We start from the raw sequence: 17,663 nt of genomic DNA on the forward strand, positions 1-17,663 counted from the left end.
GTCCGACAAGAACAGACGTTACGCGGCAGTCCGCCAGACGGTCGCGTGGTGCAACCGAGGAGGCCCCATCAGCGCCGAGCCCCGCATCAACGACCGGATTCGCGTCCCCGAGGTGCGACTCGTCGGTCCCAGTGGCGAGCAGGTCGGCATCGTGCCGCTTGCCAAGGCCCTGGAGCTTGCGCAGGAGTACGACCTCGACCTCGTCGAGGTGGCGGCGAACGCTCGCCCGCCGGTCTGCAAGCTCATGGACTACGGAAAGTTCAAGTACGAGTCGGCCATGAAGGCCCGTGAGGCGCGCAAGAACCAGGCGCACACGGTCATCAAGGAGATGAAGCTCCGGCCGAAGATCGACCCGCACGACTATGACACCAAGAAGGGTCACGTCGTCCGGTTCCTCAAGCAGGGCGACAAGGTCAAGATCACGATCATGTTCCGTGGCCGCGAGCAGTCCCGGCCGGAACTCGGCTACCGGCTGTTGCAGCGGCTGGCCGAGGACGTCCAGGAGCTGGGCTTCGTGGAGTCCAACCCGAAGCAGGACGGCCGAAACATGATCATGGTTCTCGGTCCGCACAAGAAGAAGACCGAGGCGATGGCCGAAGCCCGCGAGGCGCAGGCCGCCCGCAAGGCGGAGCGTCAGCAGGGCCACAGCCCCGCGGAGGAGCCCGCCGAGGAGCCCGCCGAGGCGTGATTCGAGGCGCGAGCCTCACCCCGGGGCCGCGCGCCCCGGACACAACCCGAAACATCCCGACGCTTCACCGTGCCCACAGCGGCCGGACGGCGTCCCGACGAGGAGAGAACGGCGACATGCCGAAGAACAAGACGCACAGTGGTGCCAGCAAGCGTTTCAAGCTCACCGGCTCCGGCAAGGTGATGCGCCAGCGCGCCGGTCGCCGCCACCTTCTCGAGCACAAGCCGTCCACGTTGACGCGCCGCCTGGCCGGCAAGACCGAGATGGCCCCGGCCGACGCCAAGAAGATCAAGAAGCTTCTCGGCAAGTGACGCCCCGCCCCGCTACGGCGGGGCGCGCGCACCGAGCCGACCGGGACCTATTCGTTTCCGGGCCGCGTGAGTCAGCCGCGGCCCCGTACAAGGAGTTAACAAGTGGCACGCGTCAAGCGGGCAGTCAACGCCCACAAGAAGCGCCGGGCGATCCTCGAGCAGGCCAGCGGTTACCGGGGCCAGCGCTCCCGCCTGTACCGCAAGGCCAAGGAGCAGGTCACCCACTCCCTGGTCTACAACTACAACGACCGCAAGAAGCGCAAGGGCGACTTCCGTCAGCTGTGGATCCAGCGCATCAACGCCGCTGCCCGCGCCAACGGCATCACGTACAACCGCTTCATCCAGGGTCTGAAGGCCGCCAACATCGAGGTGGACCGCAAGATCCTGGCCGACCTGGCGGTCAACGACGCGAACGCCTTCGCCGCGCTGGTCGAGGCCGCGCAGAAGGCGCTGCCGAGCGACGTGAACGCGCCGAAGGCCGCGTAAGCGCTGCGCTGAGCTGTACGGCTACGGACCCGCAGGTGATGCTCACCTGCGGGTCTGTGCGTGTCTGAGGTCTGTGTGCTGGGTGCGGCCCGGTGGTCGGGTTGTGCCCACCCGTTCCTCCCCCAGCTACCGCTGGGAGGTGCCCCCTGGCGGAACGATTGCCCACAACGGAGAAAACGAGAGCACCCCTATGGCGACCCCCGAGTTGACCTCCCTTCGATCGCCGCGTGTCATCGCGGCGAGACGGCTCGCCAAGCGCAGCTTCCGCGGTAAGGAGCGCCGGTTCCTCGTCGAGGGTCCGCAGGCCGTCCGGGAGGCGATGGCGTACCTCGTGGAGGTGTACGTGACCCCGGAGGCCGCCGCGCGCCACGCGGACATCGTCGCCGCCGCCCGCGCCGCGGGCGCCCCCGTGCTCACCGCGACCGACGAGGTCGTCGCCGAGATGTCGGACACCGTCACTCCGCAGGGCATCGTCGGGCTGTGCCGCTTCCTGGACACGCCGTTCGAGGAGATACTGCGCGCCCGCCCCCGGCTGGTCGCGGTGCTGGCGCACGTCCGCGACCCCGGTAACGCCGGCACCGTGCTGCGCTGCGCGGACGCCGCCGGGGCGGACGCCGTGGTGCTCACCGACGCCTCCGTCGACCTGTACAACCCCAAGTCCGTACGGGCCTCCGTGGGCTCCCTCTTCCATCTGCCCGTCGCCGTCGGTGTGCCCGTGGAGCGCGCCGTGAGCGGGCTGCGGGAGGCCGGGGCGCGGGTGGTGGCCGCCGACGGGGCGGGGGAGCGGGACCTGGACACCGAGCTCGACGAGGGGGTCCTCGGCGCGCCCACCGCCTGGATCTTCGGCAACGAGGCGTGGGGACTGCCGGAGGCGACCCGCGCACTCGCGGACGACGTGGTGCGCGTTCCGATCCACGGCAGGGCCGAGAGCCTCAACCTCGCCACGGCCGCCGCTGTGTGCCTCTATGCCTCCGCTCGTGCGCAGCGCGCTCCCGGAGGGTGCCGCTCCGTCACATCGACCTAGTAGGGTTGCCCCCTCTGGGGGCCCAGGGTCTGTCGTCAAAGGGGGCGTCCGGCCGCGAGCGGAGGGGGTGCGGGGATGGACGTCAGGACCTCCGGCGCCAGGACGAGTGATGCCTGTGCGCCCGGAGCGCGCCTGGAGGCGCCGTACCAGGGATATGCGCGGTGGGAGCCGGACGAGGCGACGGCGGGCCTCGACGTGCACCCGGACGACCTGCCCGACGGCCTGGTCATCGCCGATGAGACCGGCCGCGTCACCTGCTTCAACGCCGCGGCGGCCCGGATCACCGCGACCCGCCAGGCCGACGCCCTGGGGCGGAAGCTGGAGCGCGCGCTCCCGTTAGAGGACCTGGAGGGGCGCCGCTGGTGGGCGCTGACCGATCCGTACGGGGGCCTGGCCACCCGCGTCGGCCAGCCCGAGCGGAACCTCCTGCTGCCCGGCGGCCGTGAGGTGCTGGTCTCCGCCCGGTATGTGCGCGAGCGGCCGATGGGGCCGGTGCGCCGGGTCGTGGTCTCGCTGCGCGGCACCGAGGCGCGCCGCCGCACCGAGCGCAGCCACGCCGAGCTGATCGCCACCGTCGCCCATGAGCTGCGCTCCCCGCTGACCTCGGTGAAGGGGTTCACGGCGACGCTGCTGGCGAAATGGGAGCGCTTCACCGACGACCAGAAGCGACTGATGCTGGAGACCGTCGACGCCGACGCCAACCGCGTCACCCGCCTGATCGCCGAGCTTCTCGACATATCGCGGATCGACTCCGGCCGTCTTGAGGTGCGCCGTCAGCCGGTCGACATCGCGGCCGCGGTCCGGCGCCACGTCCAGGCGCTGACCGCCTCGGGTCACTCCTCCGAGCGCTTTCTCATCAAGGTCAGGGAGCCGCTGCCGGGCCTGTGGGCCGATCCGGACAAGGTCGACCAGGTGCTGGGGAACCTCTTGGAAAACGCGGTGCGCCACGGCGAGGGAACCGTCACCATTGAGGTGGCCCCCGAGCTGGTCAAGCCGGCCGCGGAAGGCCCCACTGTCGAAAGGACCGCCGTCACCGTGAGCGATGAGGGCCCCGGGATCCCCGAGGAGTCGATGAGCCGCGTCTTCACCCGCTTCTGGCGGGGCAGCAAGCGCGGCGGCACCGGCCTGGGCCTGTACATCGTCAAGGGCATCGTCGAGGCACACGGCGGGACGATCACCGTCGGCCGGGCCCACGGCGGCGGCGCGGAGTTCCGATTTACCCTGCCCGTGGGTACCCCGGCCTACCTGGCCTGAGGAGCCCACGGGCCCACACCCGACCGGGGCCCGGGGCGTCCCCCGGAACAGCGCGGTCCAGCGCCCTTTAGACTCGGCTTTTGGCACCTTTGGCGCACCAGTGGTCGAGGCGGGTCGCGCAGCCAGCCAATCGGAAACACGGGAAGAGATGTCGGCACCCAATAAGTCGTACGACCCTGTCGAGGTCGAGGCATTGAAACCAGAAGAGGTCGCCCGGATGCGGGACGAGGCGCTGGCCGCCGTCGCCGCGGCCGGTGATCTCGAGGCACTGCGCGAGGTGAAGGTCGCGCACACCGGCGACCGCTCGCCGCTGGCGCTGGCCAACCGCGAGATCGGCGCGCTGCCGCCGCATGCGAAGGCGGACGCGGGCAAGCGCGTCGGCCAGGCGCGCGGGGCGGTGAACAAGGCGCTGGCGGCCCGGCAGACGGAGCTGGAAGCGGAGCGGGACGCCCGGGTGCTGGTCGAGGAGGCGGTGGATGTCACGCTGCCGTACGACCGGATCCCGGCCGGCGCCCGCCACCCCATCACCACGCTCTCCGAGCGCATCGAGGACGTCTTCGTGGCCATGGGCTACGAGGTCGCCGAGGGGCCCGAGGTCGAGGCGGAGTGGTTCAACTTCGACGCGCTCAACTTCCCGCCGGACCACCCGGCCCGTGAGATGCAGGACACCTTCTTCGTGCAGGGCGCGAAGGGCCAGGGGAGCGACGGGTCCGGGGTGGTGCTGCGCACCCACACCTCGCCCGTGCAGATCCGGTCGATGCTGGACCGGAAGCCGCCCATCTATGTGATCTGCCCCGGCCGGACGTTCCGTACCGACGAGCTGGACGCCACGCACACCCCGGTCTTCCACCAGGTCGAGCTGCTGGCGATCGACGAGGGCCTGACCATGGCCGACCTCAAGGGCACCCTGGACCACATGGTCAGGGCGCTGTTCGGGGAGGGCATGTCCACCCGGCTGCGGCCGAACTTCTTCCCGTTCACCGAGCCGTCCGCCGAGATGGACATGCAGTGCTATGTGTGCCGCGGCGCCTCGGTCGGCAACCCCGACCGGCCCTGCCGCACCTGCTCCAGCGAGGGCTGGATCGAGCTCGGCGGCTGCGGCATGGTCAACCCGCGGGTGCTGATCGCCTGTGGCATCGCCCCGGAGAAGTACAGCGGGTTCGCCTTCGGGTTCGGCATCGAGCGGATGCTGATGTTCCGGCACAACGTGGAAGACATGCGAGACATGGTCGAGGGTGATGTGCGCTTCACCCGGCCCTTCGGGATGGAGATCTGATGCGGGTCCCGCTTTCTTGGCTGCGGGAGTACGTCGACCTGCCGGCCGGTGAGACCGGCCGCGACGTGCAGGCCAAACTCGTCTCGGCCGGGCTCGAGGTCGAGACCGTCGAGCAGCTCGGCGCCGGGCTCAAGGGCCCCCTGGTGGTCGGCCGGGTGCTGGCGATCGAGACGCTGGAGGGCTTCAAGAAGCCCATCCGCTACTGCCAGGTCGACGTCGGACAGGCGAACGGCACGGGCGAGCCGCAGAACATCATCTGTGGCGCGATCAACTTCGCCGTCGGCGACAAGGTCGTCGTCGTCCTCCCCGGTGCGGTGCTGCCCGGCGGCTTCGCGATCTCGGCGCGCAAGACGTACGGCAAGGTCTCCGAGGGCATGATCTGCTCGGCCGCCGAGCTCGGCATGTCCGACGACCACGAGGGCATCATCGTGCTGCCCCCGGAGTACGAGGTGGGCACCGACGCGATCGAGCCGCTCGAGCTCGTCGACGAGGTCCTCGACATCGCCGTCACCCCGGACCGCGGCTACTGCCTGTCGCTGCGCGGTATCGCCCGCGAGGTCGCCACCGCGTACGGGCTGCCGCTGCGCGACCCGGCGTTGCTGGACGTGCCCGCGCCCAACGCGCACGGCTACCCGGTCCAGGTCGCCGACCGGATCGGCTGCGACCGCTTCACCGCGCGTACGGTCACCGGGCTCGACCCCGAGGCGCACTCCCCGATCTGGCTGCAGCGCAGGCTGCAGAAGGCCGGGATGCGGCCGGTCTCGCTCGCCGTCGACATCACCAACTACGTGATGCTCGAGCTCGGGCAGCCGCTGCACGCCTACGACCGGTCGCGCGTCAGCGGCACGATCGGTGTGCGCCGTGCCGAGCCGGGCGAGAAGTTCACCACCCTCGACGGCACCAAGCGCGTCCTGGACGCCGAGGACCTGGTGATCACCGACGACAACGGCCCGATCGGGCTCGCCGGCGTCATGGGCGGTGCCAACACCGAGATCGCCGACGCCCAGGCCGATTCCGAGACCGGCGCCGTCCAGGGCACCACCGACGTGGTCATCGAGGCCGCGCACTTCGACGCGGTCTCCATCGCCCGTACGGCGCGCCGCCACAAGCTGTCCTCGGAGGCGTCGCGGCGCTTCGAGCGCGGCGTCGACCCCGAGGCCGCCTCGGCCGCCGCCCAGCGCACCGTGGACCTGCTGGTGCTGCTGGCGGGCGGCACCGCCGAGGCGGGCGTCACCGAGATCGTCGCGCCCAGCGCGCCCCATACGATCACGGTGGCCGCCGACCACCCGGACAAGGTCGCGGGCCTCGCCTACGGCCGGGAGACCGTGGTGCGCCGGCTCCAGCAGGTCGGCTGCGACGTCTACGGCACGGACACCCTCACCGTGACCGTCCCCAGCTGGCGGCCCGATCTGCGGGACCCCAACGACCTCGCCGAGGAGGTCATCCGGCTGGAGGGCTATGAGAACCTGCCCTCGACCCTGCCCCAGCCGCCGGCCGGCCGCGGGCTGACCGAGCGCCAGCGGCTGCACCGCCGGGTCGGCCGGGCGCTGGCCGGCGCCGGCTATGTGGAGGCCCTGAACTACCCGTTCATCGGCGAGGAAGTGCTCGACCAGCTGGGCCTGGCCGCGGACGATCCGCGGCGCGACCTGGTCCGCCTGGTCAACCCGCTCTCCGACGCCGAGCCGGCGCTGCGCACCACCATGCTGCCGGGGCTGCTCGCCGCGCTGCGGCGCAACGACGGCCGCGGGACGCACGACCTCGCGCTGTTCGAGACGGGCCTGGTCTTCCGCGCCACCGGCGACGAGCCCCCGGCGATCAGCCTGCCCGTCGACCACCGTCCGTCGGACGAGGAGATCGCCGAGCTGAACACCGCGCTGCCCAGCCAGCCGCGGCGCGCCGCCGTCGTCCTCGCGGGCGCCCGTGAGCAGTCCGGCTGGTGGGGCAAGGACACCCCGGTGAGCTGGGCCGACGCGGTCGAGGCGGGGCGGATCGTGGCCCGTGCGGCGGGGGTTGAGCTGATCGTCCGCCAGGACCAGCAGGACCCCTGGCACCCCGGCCGCTGTGCCGCGCTGCTGGCCGTCGTCGACGGCCAGGAGATCCTTGTGGGCAACGCCGGTGAGCTGCACCCCCGGGTCACCAAGGCCCTCGGCCTGCCCGAGCGCACCTGCGCCATGGAGATCGAGCTCGACCGCCTGGAGCGGGCGGCCCCGGGTCCGGTCCAGGCGCCGCATGTGTCCACCTTCCCGGTGGCCACCCAGGACGTCGCGCTCGTCGTCGACGCGTCGGTCGCCGCGGCCGATGTCGAGGCGGCGCTGCTGGCCGGCGCGGGTGAACTCCTCGAATCGCTGCGGCTGTTCGACGTCTTCACCGGCGAGCAGCTGGGCGAGGGCAAGAAGTCCCTGGCCTACGCTCTCCGCTTCCGCGCCCCCGACCGCACGCTGACCGCCGAGGAGGCCACGGCGGCCCGTGACACGGCGATCGCTGCGGCGGTCGAGCGCACCGGGGCGGTGCTGCGCGGCGCCTGACGGCTTCGCCTGAAGGTGGGGGCGCATCCCGTAAACGGGGTGCGCCCCCACGGCGTTGAGGGGACCGTTTGTCGCTGCTTCGGCGTGGCGTTCGGCAACACGATGAAGAACATCTCACCCAATCAGGTGAGAATCGGAGTCCGGCTGCTCATTTTGGCAGAAGCTGCCGAAAGAATCGTCCCGGTCGCACGGCCCGCGCAGCACCGACCACCAGGGCCCGGCCAACCGCCTCATTGGCCGGCGTTGGGGGACGACACATGATCGGGACATGGGCAGTCGGCGGTGCGTTCGTACGGGGTGCACGGGGCCGGCGGGCCCTCACCACGGTCATCCCCTGCCTCTGGGTGCTCGGCGCCCTCTGCTGGGAGCTGCTGACCCCGCATGACACCGAAGTGGTCCCGCTCCTCGCCGCCGCACCCGCCATCGCCTGCGCCAGCAGCGGCCGCCGCCGATGCATCCTGCTGCTCGGCGGCGCGAGCATGCTGTTCGCCCTCGGCCCGCCGAGCACCCTGGAACCCGACGGCGATGTGGAGGAATCACATGCGAGCCTGGTCAGCTGCGGCGCCATCCTCGCCGTGGTCGTCGCCAGCTATCTCACCAACGGCCGCAGGCTGCGGCTGGTCCGCGAACTGGAGCAGCTGCGGGCGGTGGCCGCCGCCGCGCAGGACGCGGTGCTGCGGCCGCTGCCGGCCCGCCTGGACGGTATCGAGATGGCGGCCGGCTATCTGTCGGCCAGCCGGGGCGCCGCGGTCGGCGGCGATCTGTACGAGGTGCTGGCCACCGCGCACGGGGTCCGGCTGATCATCGGGGATGCGCGTGGCCACGGCGTCGGCGCCATCGGCACCGTCGCCGCCGTGCTGGGCAGCTTCCGCGAGGCCGCCCACGACGAGCCTGAACTCACCGACGTCATGCGCCGCCTGGACCGCGCGCTTCAGCGCCATCTGCACGAGCGCGCCCTGGGCGATCCCCCCGCTGGGGAGGAGCCGAGGACCCCGGTCGCGGAGGAATTCGTCACCGTACTCCTGCTCGAAATGGGACCCGACGGCGAGCTCACCGCCCTCAACTGCGGCCACCCCTGGCCGTATCTGCTCTCCCAGGACGCGACCGGCGGGGCGCGGGTGCCGGGCGGCGAGGCGCGGGCGCGCCGGCTGGACCTGGGCCAAGTGCTGCCCCCGCTCGGCCCGTTCCCGCTGCCCGACGACCTCCCAGCCGCCCGCGGCGCCCCGCTGCAGCCCGGCGACGCGCTCGTCCTGCACACCGACGGGGCCGAGGACGCCCGCGACGCGCACGGGACCTTCTTCGAGCTCGGACCCGCCCTGGTCAAGGCGGCGGGCACCGGCCCGATCGTCCCCGCGGCGGTCGTCGACGGGGTGCGGTCGGCGGTGCTGCGGCACACCGGCGGCCGACTCGCCGACGACGTCGCCCTGCTGGCGCTGCGCAACGAGACGAAGACCGGCTGAGGTCGGGGCAGTTCACACCCCGGGTCGGTTCACACCCCGTGCGAATCGACCTCCACTACGCTGGCCATGCGGGGCACGCGGCTGGGGGCGCATCAGGAGGGGGCCATGGAGCCCAACACACTGCTCGACTCCGTACTCGACGAGGCCGGGATCTCCCATGCCGGACTCGCCGCACACATCAACGAGGCGGGCCGGGCCCGCGGTATGAAGCTGCGGTACGAACACACCGCGGTCGCCCGCTGGCTGAAGGGCCAGCGCCCCCGCGGCCAAGTGCCCGACCTCATCTGCGAAGTGCTCGGCGAGCGGCTGCACCGCGCGCTCACCCTCGACGACATCGGCCTCGGCACCCCCGGCTCCCCGCGCGCCCCCGCCACTCCGCTGTCCGGCTTCGTCGAGCGCGCCACCGCGCTGTGGCGTTCCGACGAGCAGCAGCGGCCCCATGTCGTGGCCGCCCCCGCGGTCACCGGCACCCCCGCCGTCATCCCGGTGTGGGAGTGGGAGAACCCGCCGGAGGACTCGGACGTCTCCCGCCGCGGCCTCACCCGCGTCAGCATGTCCGACATCGACATGCTGCGCGCCGCCCGCGCCCACTACGAGCAGATGTACCGCAAGGCCGGCGGCGTGGCGACCAGAGCCCGCGTCGTGGGCTTCCTCAACGCCGAGGCCGCGCCGCTGCTGCGCGGCAGCTACCCCGACGCCACCGGCCGCCAGCTGCACCGGGCGACCGGCGGCCTGGTGGCCATCGCCGGTATCTGCGCCTACGACTCGGACGCCCACGGCCTGGCCCAGCGCTACTTCCACCAGGCGCTGCGGCTGGCCAAGGCCAGCGGGGACCGCGGGCTCGGCGCGTATGTCATCGCGCTGCTGGTCAACCAGTCCCTGTTCATGAAGGAGTACCGACAGGCGGTCGCCTTCGCCGAATCCGCGCTGCGCGCGTCCGGTTCGCATATCACCCCCGCGCTTGCCTCCGACCTGTACGCCATGCAGGCCAAGGCGTACGCGCGGCTGGGCGACGGGGCCGGGGCGCTGGCCTGCATCCGGCGCGCCGAGACCGCCGCCGACCGGATCCGCCCCGGCCAGGAGCCCGACGAGACCGGCTACGTCCAGCCCGGCCTGGTCAACGTCCAGGTCGCGGAGGCGCTGCTGAGCCTGGGCGACCTGGGCGGCGCTCTGGAGAACGCCGCCACCGCGGTCGGCACCCCCGCGCACGACCGCGGCCGGGTGCACCGGCTCGCCATGCTCACCCATATCGCGCTGAGACAGGGCGACGCGGACCGGGCGGTGGCCACGGCGGTGGAAATGACCGAGCGGGCCCGCGGTATGGAGTCCAGGCGGTTACGCGACCGGCTCCGCGCCGTGCGGGAACACCTCGCCGAGAGCGGGAGCGCGGCGACTGCCGAGGCCGCCGAACTCATCGACGGGGCGCTGCGCGTGCCTCTCTGAGTCCGGTCCGCGCCCTCGTCGACAGCCTTGCCAACTGTGCGGCGGAAGGTGGCTGACAGTGCGATGGAAGAACCTCAGGGAGCGGACCGTGTACGAGAACCGGTGGTTCTCGGTGAACCTCGCCGACGTCAGACTCCCCGACGGCCGCCACCTGGACCACTATCTGATCCGACTGCGCCCCGTGGCCGTGGCCACCGTCGTCAACGCGGCCAACGAGGTACTTCTGCTGTGGCGGCACCGCTTCATCACCGACGCCTGGGGCTGGGAGCTGGCGGCCGGCGTCGTCGAGGACGGCGAGGACATCGAGGTCGCCGCGGCCCGCGAGATGGAGGAGGAGACCGGCTGGCGCCCCGGCCCGCTGCGCCATCTGCTCTCCGTGGAGCCGTCCAACGGGCTCACCGACGCCCGGCACCACATCTACTGGGCGGAGGAAGCCGCCTACGTCGGGCCGCCGGAGGACGACTTCGAATCCGACCGGCGCGCCTGGGTGCCGCTCAAGTCCGTCCCGGACATGGTGGCGCGCGGCGAGGTGCCCGCCGCGAACATGGCGGCCGCGCTGCTGCTGCTCCACCACATCCGCCTGGGCTGACACATCAGCCCGACACCCGCCTGGGCTGGCCCACCCGCCTCGGCTGACACGCCCGCCTGTCCGCCTCGGCTGACCGCCGACGTCGCCCCCGCCGGCGGCCTGCCGACCGCGTGCCCCCCCGGCCGGGCGTCAGCGGACGGCGGCCTGCCACAGCGCCAGCACCAGCGCGCATACCCCCGTGAGTGCGGCGATGGACGGCAGCGGCCAGCGTCCGTGCTCCAAATGGCGTACGCGTGCGGACAGTTGCTCCACATCCTCCTCGGACTGTTCCCCGCGGTGGTCGAGCAGGGCGAGTTGTCCGTCGACACGGGCCAGGCTGACATCGACCCTGCGGCGGATTTCCGCGAGCTCCACGGCTAACGCGGCGTGCTCGGGCTCGGTGGTCACGGACTGTTCCCCTTCCGGAATGTGCTTTCGTGCACTTTCGACAGTCCGAGTCAACCGTGTCGCAGGGTGGTGCGGGAGAGTGTGCGCAGGACGGACGCGGGTCACCGGCGCACACCCCGTGTGAAAACCGTGTGACCGAGTTGTGTGGTCGGGCACATCCGGAGCCGAGAGCGATCACGCTGCGTGAGGCTCATGGAATGCTCTGCGCGGCGGTGGCGTAACCGCGGGACTCTTCAAGCGCGATGGGGGCTTCACTATCGTCGTGTTCGACGCCGACCTCAGCGGCTGGTGCGCCCACCAGCCCGCCGGGGTCTACTTCACTGCACACGGACTGTTCGCCCCGCTCTACCGTTCCTAGGGACTGAGTGGGAGTGAGTCCTGGTACCAGGGCTCATGCTCAGCCGAACGCCCCGAACGGTGTTGGGCGTTCTGGTTCCCCGTGTTCGCTTCGCATCCGGCGCGCACGGATCGTGTCCGTGGTCCGGGGATGCGGGGGCGGGGTCCCTCGCGCCCGGGGATGTCCGGTCGGGCCTGGGCGGTCCGATGCCCCGCATGATCGCTCTGGTCGTGTGGGGGCGGTGCCGTCCGTCGCCGGATCGGGTGTCCCTGGGCGCGCCGTCCGATTGCCACGGCGGCAGCGTCGTGGCGAGTGGTTTTCCTGGTTTTCGTGGTGAGGGGCTTTTGCCAGTGCTGGGCGCCCCACTTCGAGGTGTACGCGGGATCGACCGCGATGATCGTGATGCCGGTGGCGTCGGTCATCGAGGAGAGCCGGGCGCGCAGCCTGCTCGTGGGCATGCCGGAGATGAGCTGCCGGAACCGCTTGCGGCGGCCGTGCTTCTCGCGGGTCTTCTCGGCTGCGAAGTCCAGGTCTTCGATGGCTATCGCGGCCACGCCGCAGTCCTTCGCCCAGTGCAGCAGCCGGGTCAGTGCGTGCCGAACCTGGGCGTCGCGGTGGTCGGCGGTGCCGGACAGGTCGTAGAAGAACCGTCGGGGGTTGCCGATCGGGTTGCCGTGTACGTCCAGGCGCCATGCGGCCAGGTGGTCTGCGTTGGTGTCCACCGCGATCACCCCCTGGGTGAGGGCCGCCTCCAAGGGGATCGTCACCCGGGGTGGAATCTGCCAGGAAGCGGTCACATACCAGCGGTTGCGGCCGGTTTCGTAGTGGATGCGGTAGGCGACTGCCCGGTTCGCTTCGACACGATCGGCCCACTCGATGCCCCGGTGGGCGAACCGCACGGGCGCGGTGAAGATGTACCGGCTGTGCGGAGCGTTCGCCAGATCCTTCAGCGCAGCGGGCAGCTTGATGCTCAGCCAGCCGTCCGAGGTGATACGGATGGTCTCGTTCCCGTATCGCTTCCCGTACTCGCCGTCCGCCTGCAGGAACCAGCGCTCGGCCTCCCACTGCTCACGCCACTGGGCCTCGGTCAGCCCGGCTGCGTCCAGGTGGTGGCGGGTGCGGGCCAGGCGCTTGCCGCCCCGGACCACGTGCACGGTCCCGGCCTCGCGGTCGGCCCGCTCCCGCTCCAGCCGGTCTTGGAGCACGTGGAGGCGCCGGGCCTTGACGAACCACTCCTGACGGGAGCGATAGCCGCCCGCAGCGTTCTTCGACCCCTTCGACCCCTTCGCCCCGACCGGCTGCGCCAGCCGATGCGCGATCATGGCGACACCGGCCTCCAGACTCTGGATGTGGGCGAGCTGGCAACGGCGGGCCAGCGCCCACTGGTCATGCGACGCCTTGGTGATCGCCCCGGCCCAGCGCGCCGACGAGACCGGCGTCAGCTCCCGCTTGCGCGCCGCCCACCGGTCGGCGGAGTGCTTCAGGCTGTCCGCGCAGCGCGTCTTGAGGTCCCGCGACGCGAGCGAACCCAGATGGGCGCCGACCAGCGCAAGAACCTTCTCATCCTGCGCGGTGAGGTGCTTGATCCGGGTACGGATTGCTACTCCGGCCGGGCCGGATGTAACGAACGGCTCGGCCACCTCACGCAGCCCGCTCATCCCACACCCCCGCCCGGCTCCGCCCCGACGATCCGCTCCCCATGTCCAACGAGCACCGACCGAAGAGGTCACGCATTCGGCATCAGGAATTCCGTTCGCATCCCGAGGGCGGTCACCTGCCCGGTGGATCCCGCCAGCTCCGCGATGTAGGCGGCATTCGGCCCGTTGGTGCCGATCTCCAGCACGTTATGGCCGGGGCGGATGTCGGCTTGTTCCAGATGCATCGCCTGGATCTGTGGGGCGGACACCGAGCTGGTGTGCTTGCCGTGCTCGTCCTTCTGGGTGATCACTGCGTTGTAGGCGCTGTAGGCGTCTTCGAGAGATGCCTCGGGGACAGCCAGGTGGCGGGGCACCTTGCGCATGGCGGCCTCGATGGTGGGCGAGGTGATCCAGCCGCCTTCCTCCAGCTGGTCCACGACCGTGTTGCGTAGCCCGGCCGCGCGGTTCTCGTCGGGCAGTTCGGCCATGTGCGTGGTCTCCTCATGGTGCGTGTACGTGAATCCGTGATGATGTCGACCCGGCTGTCTACGCGCCATGCGGCCCTCCGGCCAAGGCCGAGATTCGGCCTCTCCTATCCCCCGTGGGGCGCGACTCCGGACGGAGCGAGAGCGGTGGCTACGGTGTGAAACGGACGGTGACGTTCGCCCAGCCGTCCGGGCTCGCGTATTGCCATGTTCCGGTTTCGTCGGCCGATAGCATTGCTTCGGAGTAAAGGGCTCTGACCAGGAGTTTCCAGGGCTCGTCTCTTGCGGCGGTTTCCTCGCGCGACAGATCAGGTACCGACTTGTCAGCTGCTTTGAAGATGGCTGTGCGGATATCGAAGTACCGTGCATCGTTCGCCGTTCCTGTAGTGACGCCGGATGTGCTGATGAACGTCCATTCGGCGTGCCAGGGGCCATCTGCCATGGGTGATCACCCCGGCGAAGTGCTCTGTGGATCGGGACTTCCGGCGTTGCGACCCGTTGCAATCACGGCAGCGGGTGACGACGACCTTGCCGCGCCGCATGGCGCTGATCTTTGTTTGTCCGTTGTACGTCGGTAGGTACGGACGGTGGGGGTCAAGACGCTCCTCTCCTCGGGGTCGGCCCGTCCCGGGCCGCCCAGCTCTTCCTGTTACTGGGACGGCCCGGAGAGGCTTGGTGCCGCGCCCGTGCCGGGGGTGTTCTCGTGGGGGAACGAAAATGTTGATCGCCCCGGCAGGAGGCAGCGTCTATGCGGTGGCTGTGCCTCGCTGGCGCTGCGCGTGAAGCTGTGCGATGGCCCGTAGTTGCCGCCGCTCGTACTGCGTAGCGGGGCGCACCGAGACACAGTGCGACCGCCATTTGAGGCCGGTGGGGCGGGTGAGGCAGACCATAGGCCCGTCGAAGTCGGCGATGGTCGCGGGCATGTCGTAGTGCCGGTCGTAGACCACCATGCCGACCGTGAGACGGGGCAGGGTGCTGGTCCAGTCCGTGCCGTTCACTGCTTCCCCTTGGCGCGGCATCGGGTGCACGGGAACGGGCACGGCGGCAGGTCGGCTCCCGGCGGGATGAACACGACGCCGGAGCGCACGTCCAGCGCCCCGCCGTACCGTGTCCACCATCCTGCGGGGGAGCTCCCCACGCGGCGGAGCCGCACATCAACAGGGGCCGGGGTGCCCGTGAGCGGGTCGGCGTCTGTCCGCGCGGTCGTCCCGGCCAGGAGCGTGTCCGTCCCCCCGGGGCTTGGTATATCGACCCTGGTGGCTGGTACGTGGTTCACTTCGATCCCCGCCCCAGATGCTGAGTGATCTGTTCGCCCAGAGCTACCGATTGCCGCCGCAGATCCTCAAGGGTCGGGCGGTCATCGCTGTCCTGCTGCTGCCCGCCCTGTCCGTGCTGTCCACCGTTCTGTCCCTGCTGCGGCGGCGCCGTCGGGCTGCTCATCTACGCCACCACCCTCACGCCGTGGATGACGCGTGGGCCAATGTCGATTCCGTGCACGGCCAGCCACAGCGTTCGCTGACGCCGTCGGCGCAACCGACGTTCCGTGCGCCGCTCCCGCGGCTGTCCGCACGTGACGTACGGCCGGACCACGGCGGCCCTGCGGGCGTCCAGCGGACCGGAGACCAGGCGGAACGAGACGGGGCAGCCCTTCGCGCACTCCGTCGCCATGGGCCGTGCGGGCGTGTCGGGCAGGCACGGGCGCATTGTCGGTACGTCCTGGTGCTGCCGGGCGGGGCGGCCGTCGGCCGAGTCGGCCGCACGGTGACGACCACGGCTGGGAAGTAACAACTGTGGCAGTGTTTCGAGGATCTTCGCGCTATGTTTGCGCATGCCGTCAACCTCCATGGGGTTGAGGGCCACGGCCCCCGGACGTTCGCCGCTCCAGCAACGTCGCGGGGGTTCTTCCGTGGCGGGTGGTCTGTGTGGTCAGGCAGCACGATCATGCACACGGCGTGATCGCCAGTCATCGTGCGGTCTAGTAACCAGCTCGGAGACGACGAGCACGAGGCAGCCCAGCCGTACGGCGCTTGTGACGGTGGACCTGCCAGTAGATGAGTTCATGTGGGGTGCTCCCGCTCGTCGAGTAGCTGGCGTACAAGAGCGAACCGCCTAATCGCGGTTACCGGAATGGGGTCAACGGTCCGGGAGTGGTCAAGGTGGTCAAAGATCATCCGCAGTGAAGTGGGTACTCCGGTGGTGCGGGGTGACTTCCCGGAACCTGCAGGACACGGGCGGGTAGTTGAGCATTACGTTGGATCTGTGGCCAGTCTGGGCTCCTGCCGAGCGCAGGTTGGTCAACGTGGTCAAAGATCGGCTTCAGTGGTTGGGGGCGCAACGATGGCACGCGAGCGGAACGAGAAGTTAGCCGCACTGTTGGAGGAAGCGCGCTGGTCACGGGCACAGGCCGCCGCTGCGTACAACCGAGTCGCCGCGGAGACGCTGAACGGCGAGGTGCGGGAGAACTCCAAGATTGGGCGCTCCCACGTGAGCATGTGGGTCTCCGGAGTTCAGCCGCAGGGCGTTGCGCCCGCTATCTTGTGCCAAGCACTGTCCCGTCGTTTGAAGCGTGAAATCACGCCAGAAGAGGTCGGGTTCACAGTTTCCACCTCGCCAGCGCAGGGGGCGCTGGACTGGCGCGTCGATCCGTTGATCGCGCTGAACGACTTGGGGAGTGGCGTGGACGCGGACCGGCGTCGTCTGCTGACCGGCGGGGTGTATTCCACGGCGGCCCTGATACTGCCGGACGAGACGTGGTGGACCGCCATGGCGCAGCCCCCGGCAGAGGAACCCGCGGCCGGGAAGCGCGTCGGTCATGGCGATGTGGCTACCGTACGGGAGCTCACCCAGGCGTTCTCCCGTATGGACCAACGGCGCGGAGGTGGCCATGGCCGACGCGCCGTGGACGAGTATCTGAAGTCCGAAGTGCTCGACTTCCTTCGGGGTCGATTTGCCAACGACGAGACGCGCCGTGCGATGTTCGCTGCCTCAGCAGAACTCGCCTACCTGTCGGGGTGGATGGCGTTCGACAATAGCGAGCACGCGGTGGCGCTCAGCCGCTTCAACACCGCGGTGAAGCTGGCGGCCCGGTCCGGTGACGCGCCACTGAGCGGTCACATCCTCCGTGCGATGGCGCACCAGGCTCTCGATCTGGGCTTTCGCAGCGAAGCCCTCAAGATTGCTCAGGCGTCGGTGCACGGCGATCGGTACGCCGCCGCTACGCCCCGTGAGCGTGCGCTCCTCGGCGTTGTTCACGCTCGTACCCTTGCCGCGGACGGCCAGAAGCAGGCGGCGGCACGAGCGCTGCTGCGCGCCGAGGACGACCTGTCGAACGCGCGGGATGGAATTAGGGAACCGGGCCGAACCTTCTTCTTCGGTGAGGCGTCCTTGGCGCACGAGACCGCATGCACTCTGCGGGATCTTGGTGACCACCAGCGGGCAGTGAAGGAGTTCCGGCGCTCCGTCCGTACGCGCGGGGAGGCGTTCCGACGTACTCACGCTGTGACCCTCGGGTACATGGGCGCGACGCAGATCGCACAGGGCGGAGTTGAAGAAGCCTGCGCGACCTGGACCAGCGTTCTGGACGCGATGGAGGACGGGATCTATTCGGGTCGGGCGCGGCAGACAGTCGTTGACATGCGGAAACTGCTGTCGCCATTCCGGAAGCGCGGCATCCCTGCGGTGGGCGTGCTTGACGCCCGCGCGACCGTGTACCTTGCCCAAGTAAATTGATCACAAGAGTCGTTGGATCGGAGAAGGGCTGG

18 protein-coding genes are annotated in these 17,663 nt (G+C 70.4%); 11 read left to right on the top strand and 7 right to left on the bottom strand.

The features are described from left to right. Nucleotides 1-67 precede the first annotated feature (67 nt). The 10 genes from infC (at nt 68) to ACH4U7_RS07505 (ending at nt 11,056) form a co-directional block, all read left to right on the top strand. Nucleotides 68-688, top strand: a complete 621-nt coding sequence (gene infC / locus ACH4U7_RS07460; protein ID WP_385624675.1) for a translation initiation factor IF-3 — start codon at nt 68-70, stop codon at nt 686-688. 116 nt (nt 689-804) lie between these two features. Then, nucleotides 805-999 (top strand): 50S ribosomal protein L35, encoded by a 195-nt coding sequence (gene rpmI, locus ACH4U7_RS07465; protein WP_014175142.1) that lies wholly within the window; start codon nt 805-807, stop codon nt 997-999. Between the two features lie 102 nt (nt 1,000-1,101). Further along, the gene (gene rplT / locus ACH4U7_RS07470) at nt 1,102-1,485 is read left to right on the top strand and encodes a 50S ribosomal protein L20 (protein ID WP_014175141.1); all 384 of its coding nucleotides are present in this window, start codon (nt 1,102-1,104) and stop codon (nt 1,483-1,485) included. Between the two features lie 190 nt (nt 1,486-1,675). Next, a complete protein-coding gene (locus ACH4U7_RS07475; protein WP_398527057.1) occupies nt 1,676-2,509 on the top strand; it encodes a TrmH family RNA methyltransferase in 834 nt (277 codons plus the stop codon). A gap of 75 nt (nt 2,510-2,584) precedes the next feature. Further along, the gene (locus tag ACH4U7_RS07480; RefSeq protein WP_398527058.1) at nt 2,585-3,763 is read left to right on the top strand and encodes a sensor histidine kinase; all 1,179 of its coding nucleotides are present in this window, start codon (nt 2,585-2,587) and stop codon (nt 3,761-3,763) included. Between the two features lie 148 nt (nt 3,764-3,911). Beyond that, nucleotides 3,912-5,039, top strand: a complete 1,128-nt coding sequence (gene pheS / locus ACH4U7_RS07485; RefSeq protein WP_398527059.1) for a phenylalanine--tRNA ligase subunit alpha — start codon at nt 3,912-3,914, stop codon at nt 5,037-5,039. Then, nucleotides 5,039-7,564: a phenylalanine--tRNA ligase subunit beta gene (gene pheT / locus ACH4U7_RS07490; RefSeq protein WP_398527060.1), complete on the top strand. Its 2,526-nt coding sequence runs from the start codon at nt 5,039-5,041 to the stop codon at nt 7,562-7,564. The genes pheS and pheT overlap by 1 nt, the downstream gene beginning before the upstream one ends. Nucleotides 7,565-7,821: 257 nt before the next feature. Further along, nucleotides 7,822-9,024 carry a PP2C family protein-serine/threonine phosphatase gene (locus ACH4U7_RS07495; protein ID WP_398527061.1) on the top strand — a complete coding sequence of 401 codons (1,203 nt, stop codon included), beginning with the start codon at nt 7,822-7,824 and terminating at the stop codon, nt 9,022-9,024. 105 nt (nt 9,025-9,129) lie between these two features. Further along, nucleotides 9,130-10,467: a transcriptional regulator gene (locus tag ACH4U7_RS07500; protein WP_398527062.1), complete on the top strand. Its 1,338-nt coding sequence runs from the start codon at nt 9,130-9,132 to the stop codon at nt 10,465-10,467. Nucleotides 10,468-10,525: 58 nt separating this feature from the next. Beyond that, nucleotides 10,526-11,056 (top strand): NUDIX hydrolase, encoded by a 531-nt coding sequence (locus ACH4U7_RS07505; protein ID WP_014175134.1) that lies wholly within the window; start codon nt 10,526-10,528, stop codon nt 11,054-11,056. A 129-nt stretch (nt 11,057-11,185) separates the two neighbouring features. Here ACH4U7_RS07505 and ACH4U7_RS07510 read toward each other — a convergent pair whose 3' ends face one another. The 7 genes from ACH4U7_RS07510 to ACH4U7_RS07540 form a co-directional block, all read right to left on the bottom strand. After that, a complete protein-coding gene (locus ACH4U7_RS07510; protein WP_398527063.1) occupies nt 11,186-11,443 on the bottom strand; it encodes a hypothetical protein in 258 nt (85 codons plus the stop codon). A gap of 354 nt (nt 11,444-11,797) precedes the next feature. Continuing rightward, on the bottom strand, nt 11,798-13,438 hold the full coding sequence (locus ACH4U7_RS07515) for an IS200/IS605 family accessory protein TnpB-related protein (protein WP_398527064.1): 1,641 nt from the start codon (nt 13,436-13,438) through the stop codon (nt 11,798-11,800). A 68-nt stretch (nt 13,439-13,506) separates the two neighbouring features. After that, nucleotides 13,507-13,905: a hypothetical protein gene (locus tag ACH4U7_RS07520; RefSeq protein WP_398527065.1), complete on the bottom strand. Its 399-nt coding sequence runs from the start codon at nt 13,903-13,905 to the stop codon at nt 13,507-13,509. Nucleotides 13,906-14,053: 148 nt separating this feature from the next. After that, nucleotides 14,054-14,344, bottom strand: coding sequence for a hypothetical protein (locus ACH4U7_RS07525; RefSeq protein ID WP_398527066.1), 291 nt, complete (start codon nt 14,342-14,344; stop codon nt 14,054-14,056). A 304-nt stretch (nt 14,345-14,648) separates the two neighbouring features. Further along, nucleotides 14,649-14,900, bottom strand: coding sequence for a hypothetical protein (locus ACH4U7_RS07530; RefSeq protein WP_398527067.1), 252 nt, complete (start codon nt 14,898-14,900; stop codon nt 14,649-14,651). A 274-nt stretch (nt 14,901-15,174) separates the two neighbouring features. Further along, nucleotides 15,175-15,342, bottom strand: coding sequence for a hypothetical protein (locus tag ACH4U7_RS07535; protein WP_398527068.1), 168 nt, complete (start codon nt 15,340-15,342; stop codon nt 15,175-15,177). Then, nucleotides 15,343-15,732: a hypothetical protein gene (locus ACH4U7_RS07540; RefSeq protein ID WP_398527069.1), complete on the bottom strand. Its 390-nt coding sequence runs from the start codon at nt 15,730-15,732 to the stop codon at nt 15,343-15,345. It abuts the gene before it with no gap. 507 nt (nt 15,733-16,239) lie between these two features. On the opposite strand from ACH4U7_RS07540, the gene ACH4U7_RS07545 reads away from it, so the two are divergent. Continuing rightward, nucleotides 16,240-17,631, top strand: coding sequence for a Tat pathway signal protein (locus ACH4U7_RS07545; protein WP_398527070.1), 1,392 nt, complete (start codon nt 16,240-16,242; stop codon nt 17,629-17,631). Nucleotides 17,632-17,663 lie beyond the last annotated feature (32 nt).

The organism is Streptomyces sp. NPDC020845 (assembly GCF_044334165.1).
Classification (GTDB): domain Bacteria; phylum Actinomycetota; class Actinomycetes; order Streptomycetales; family Streptomycetaceae; genus Streptomyces.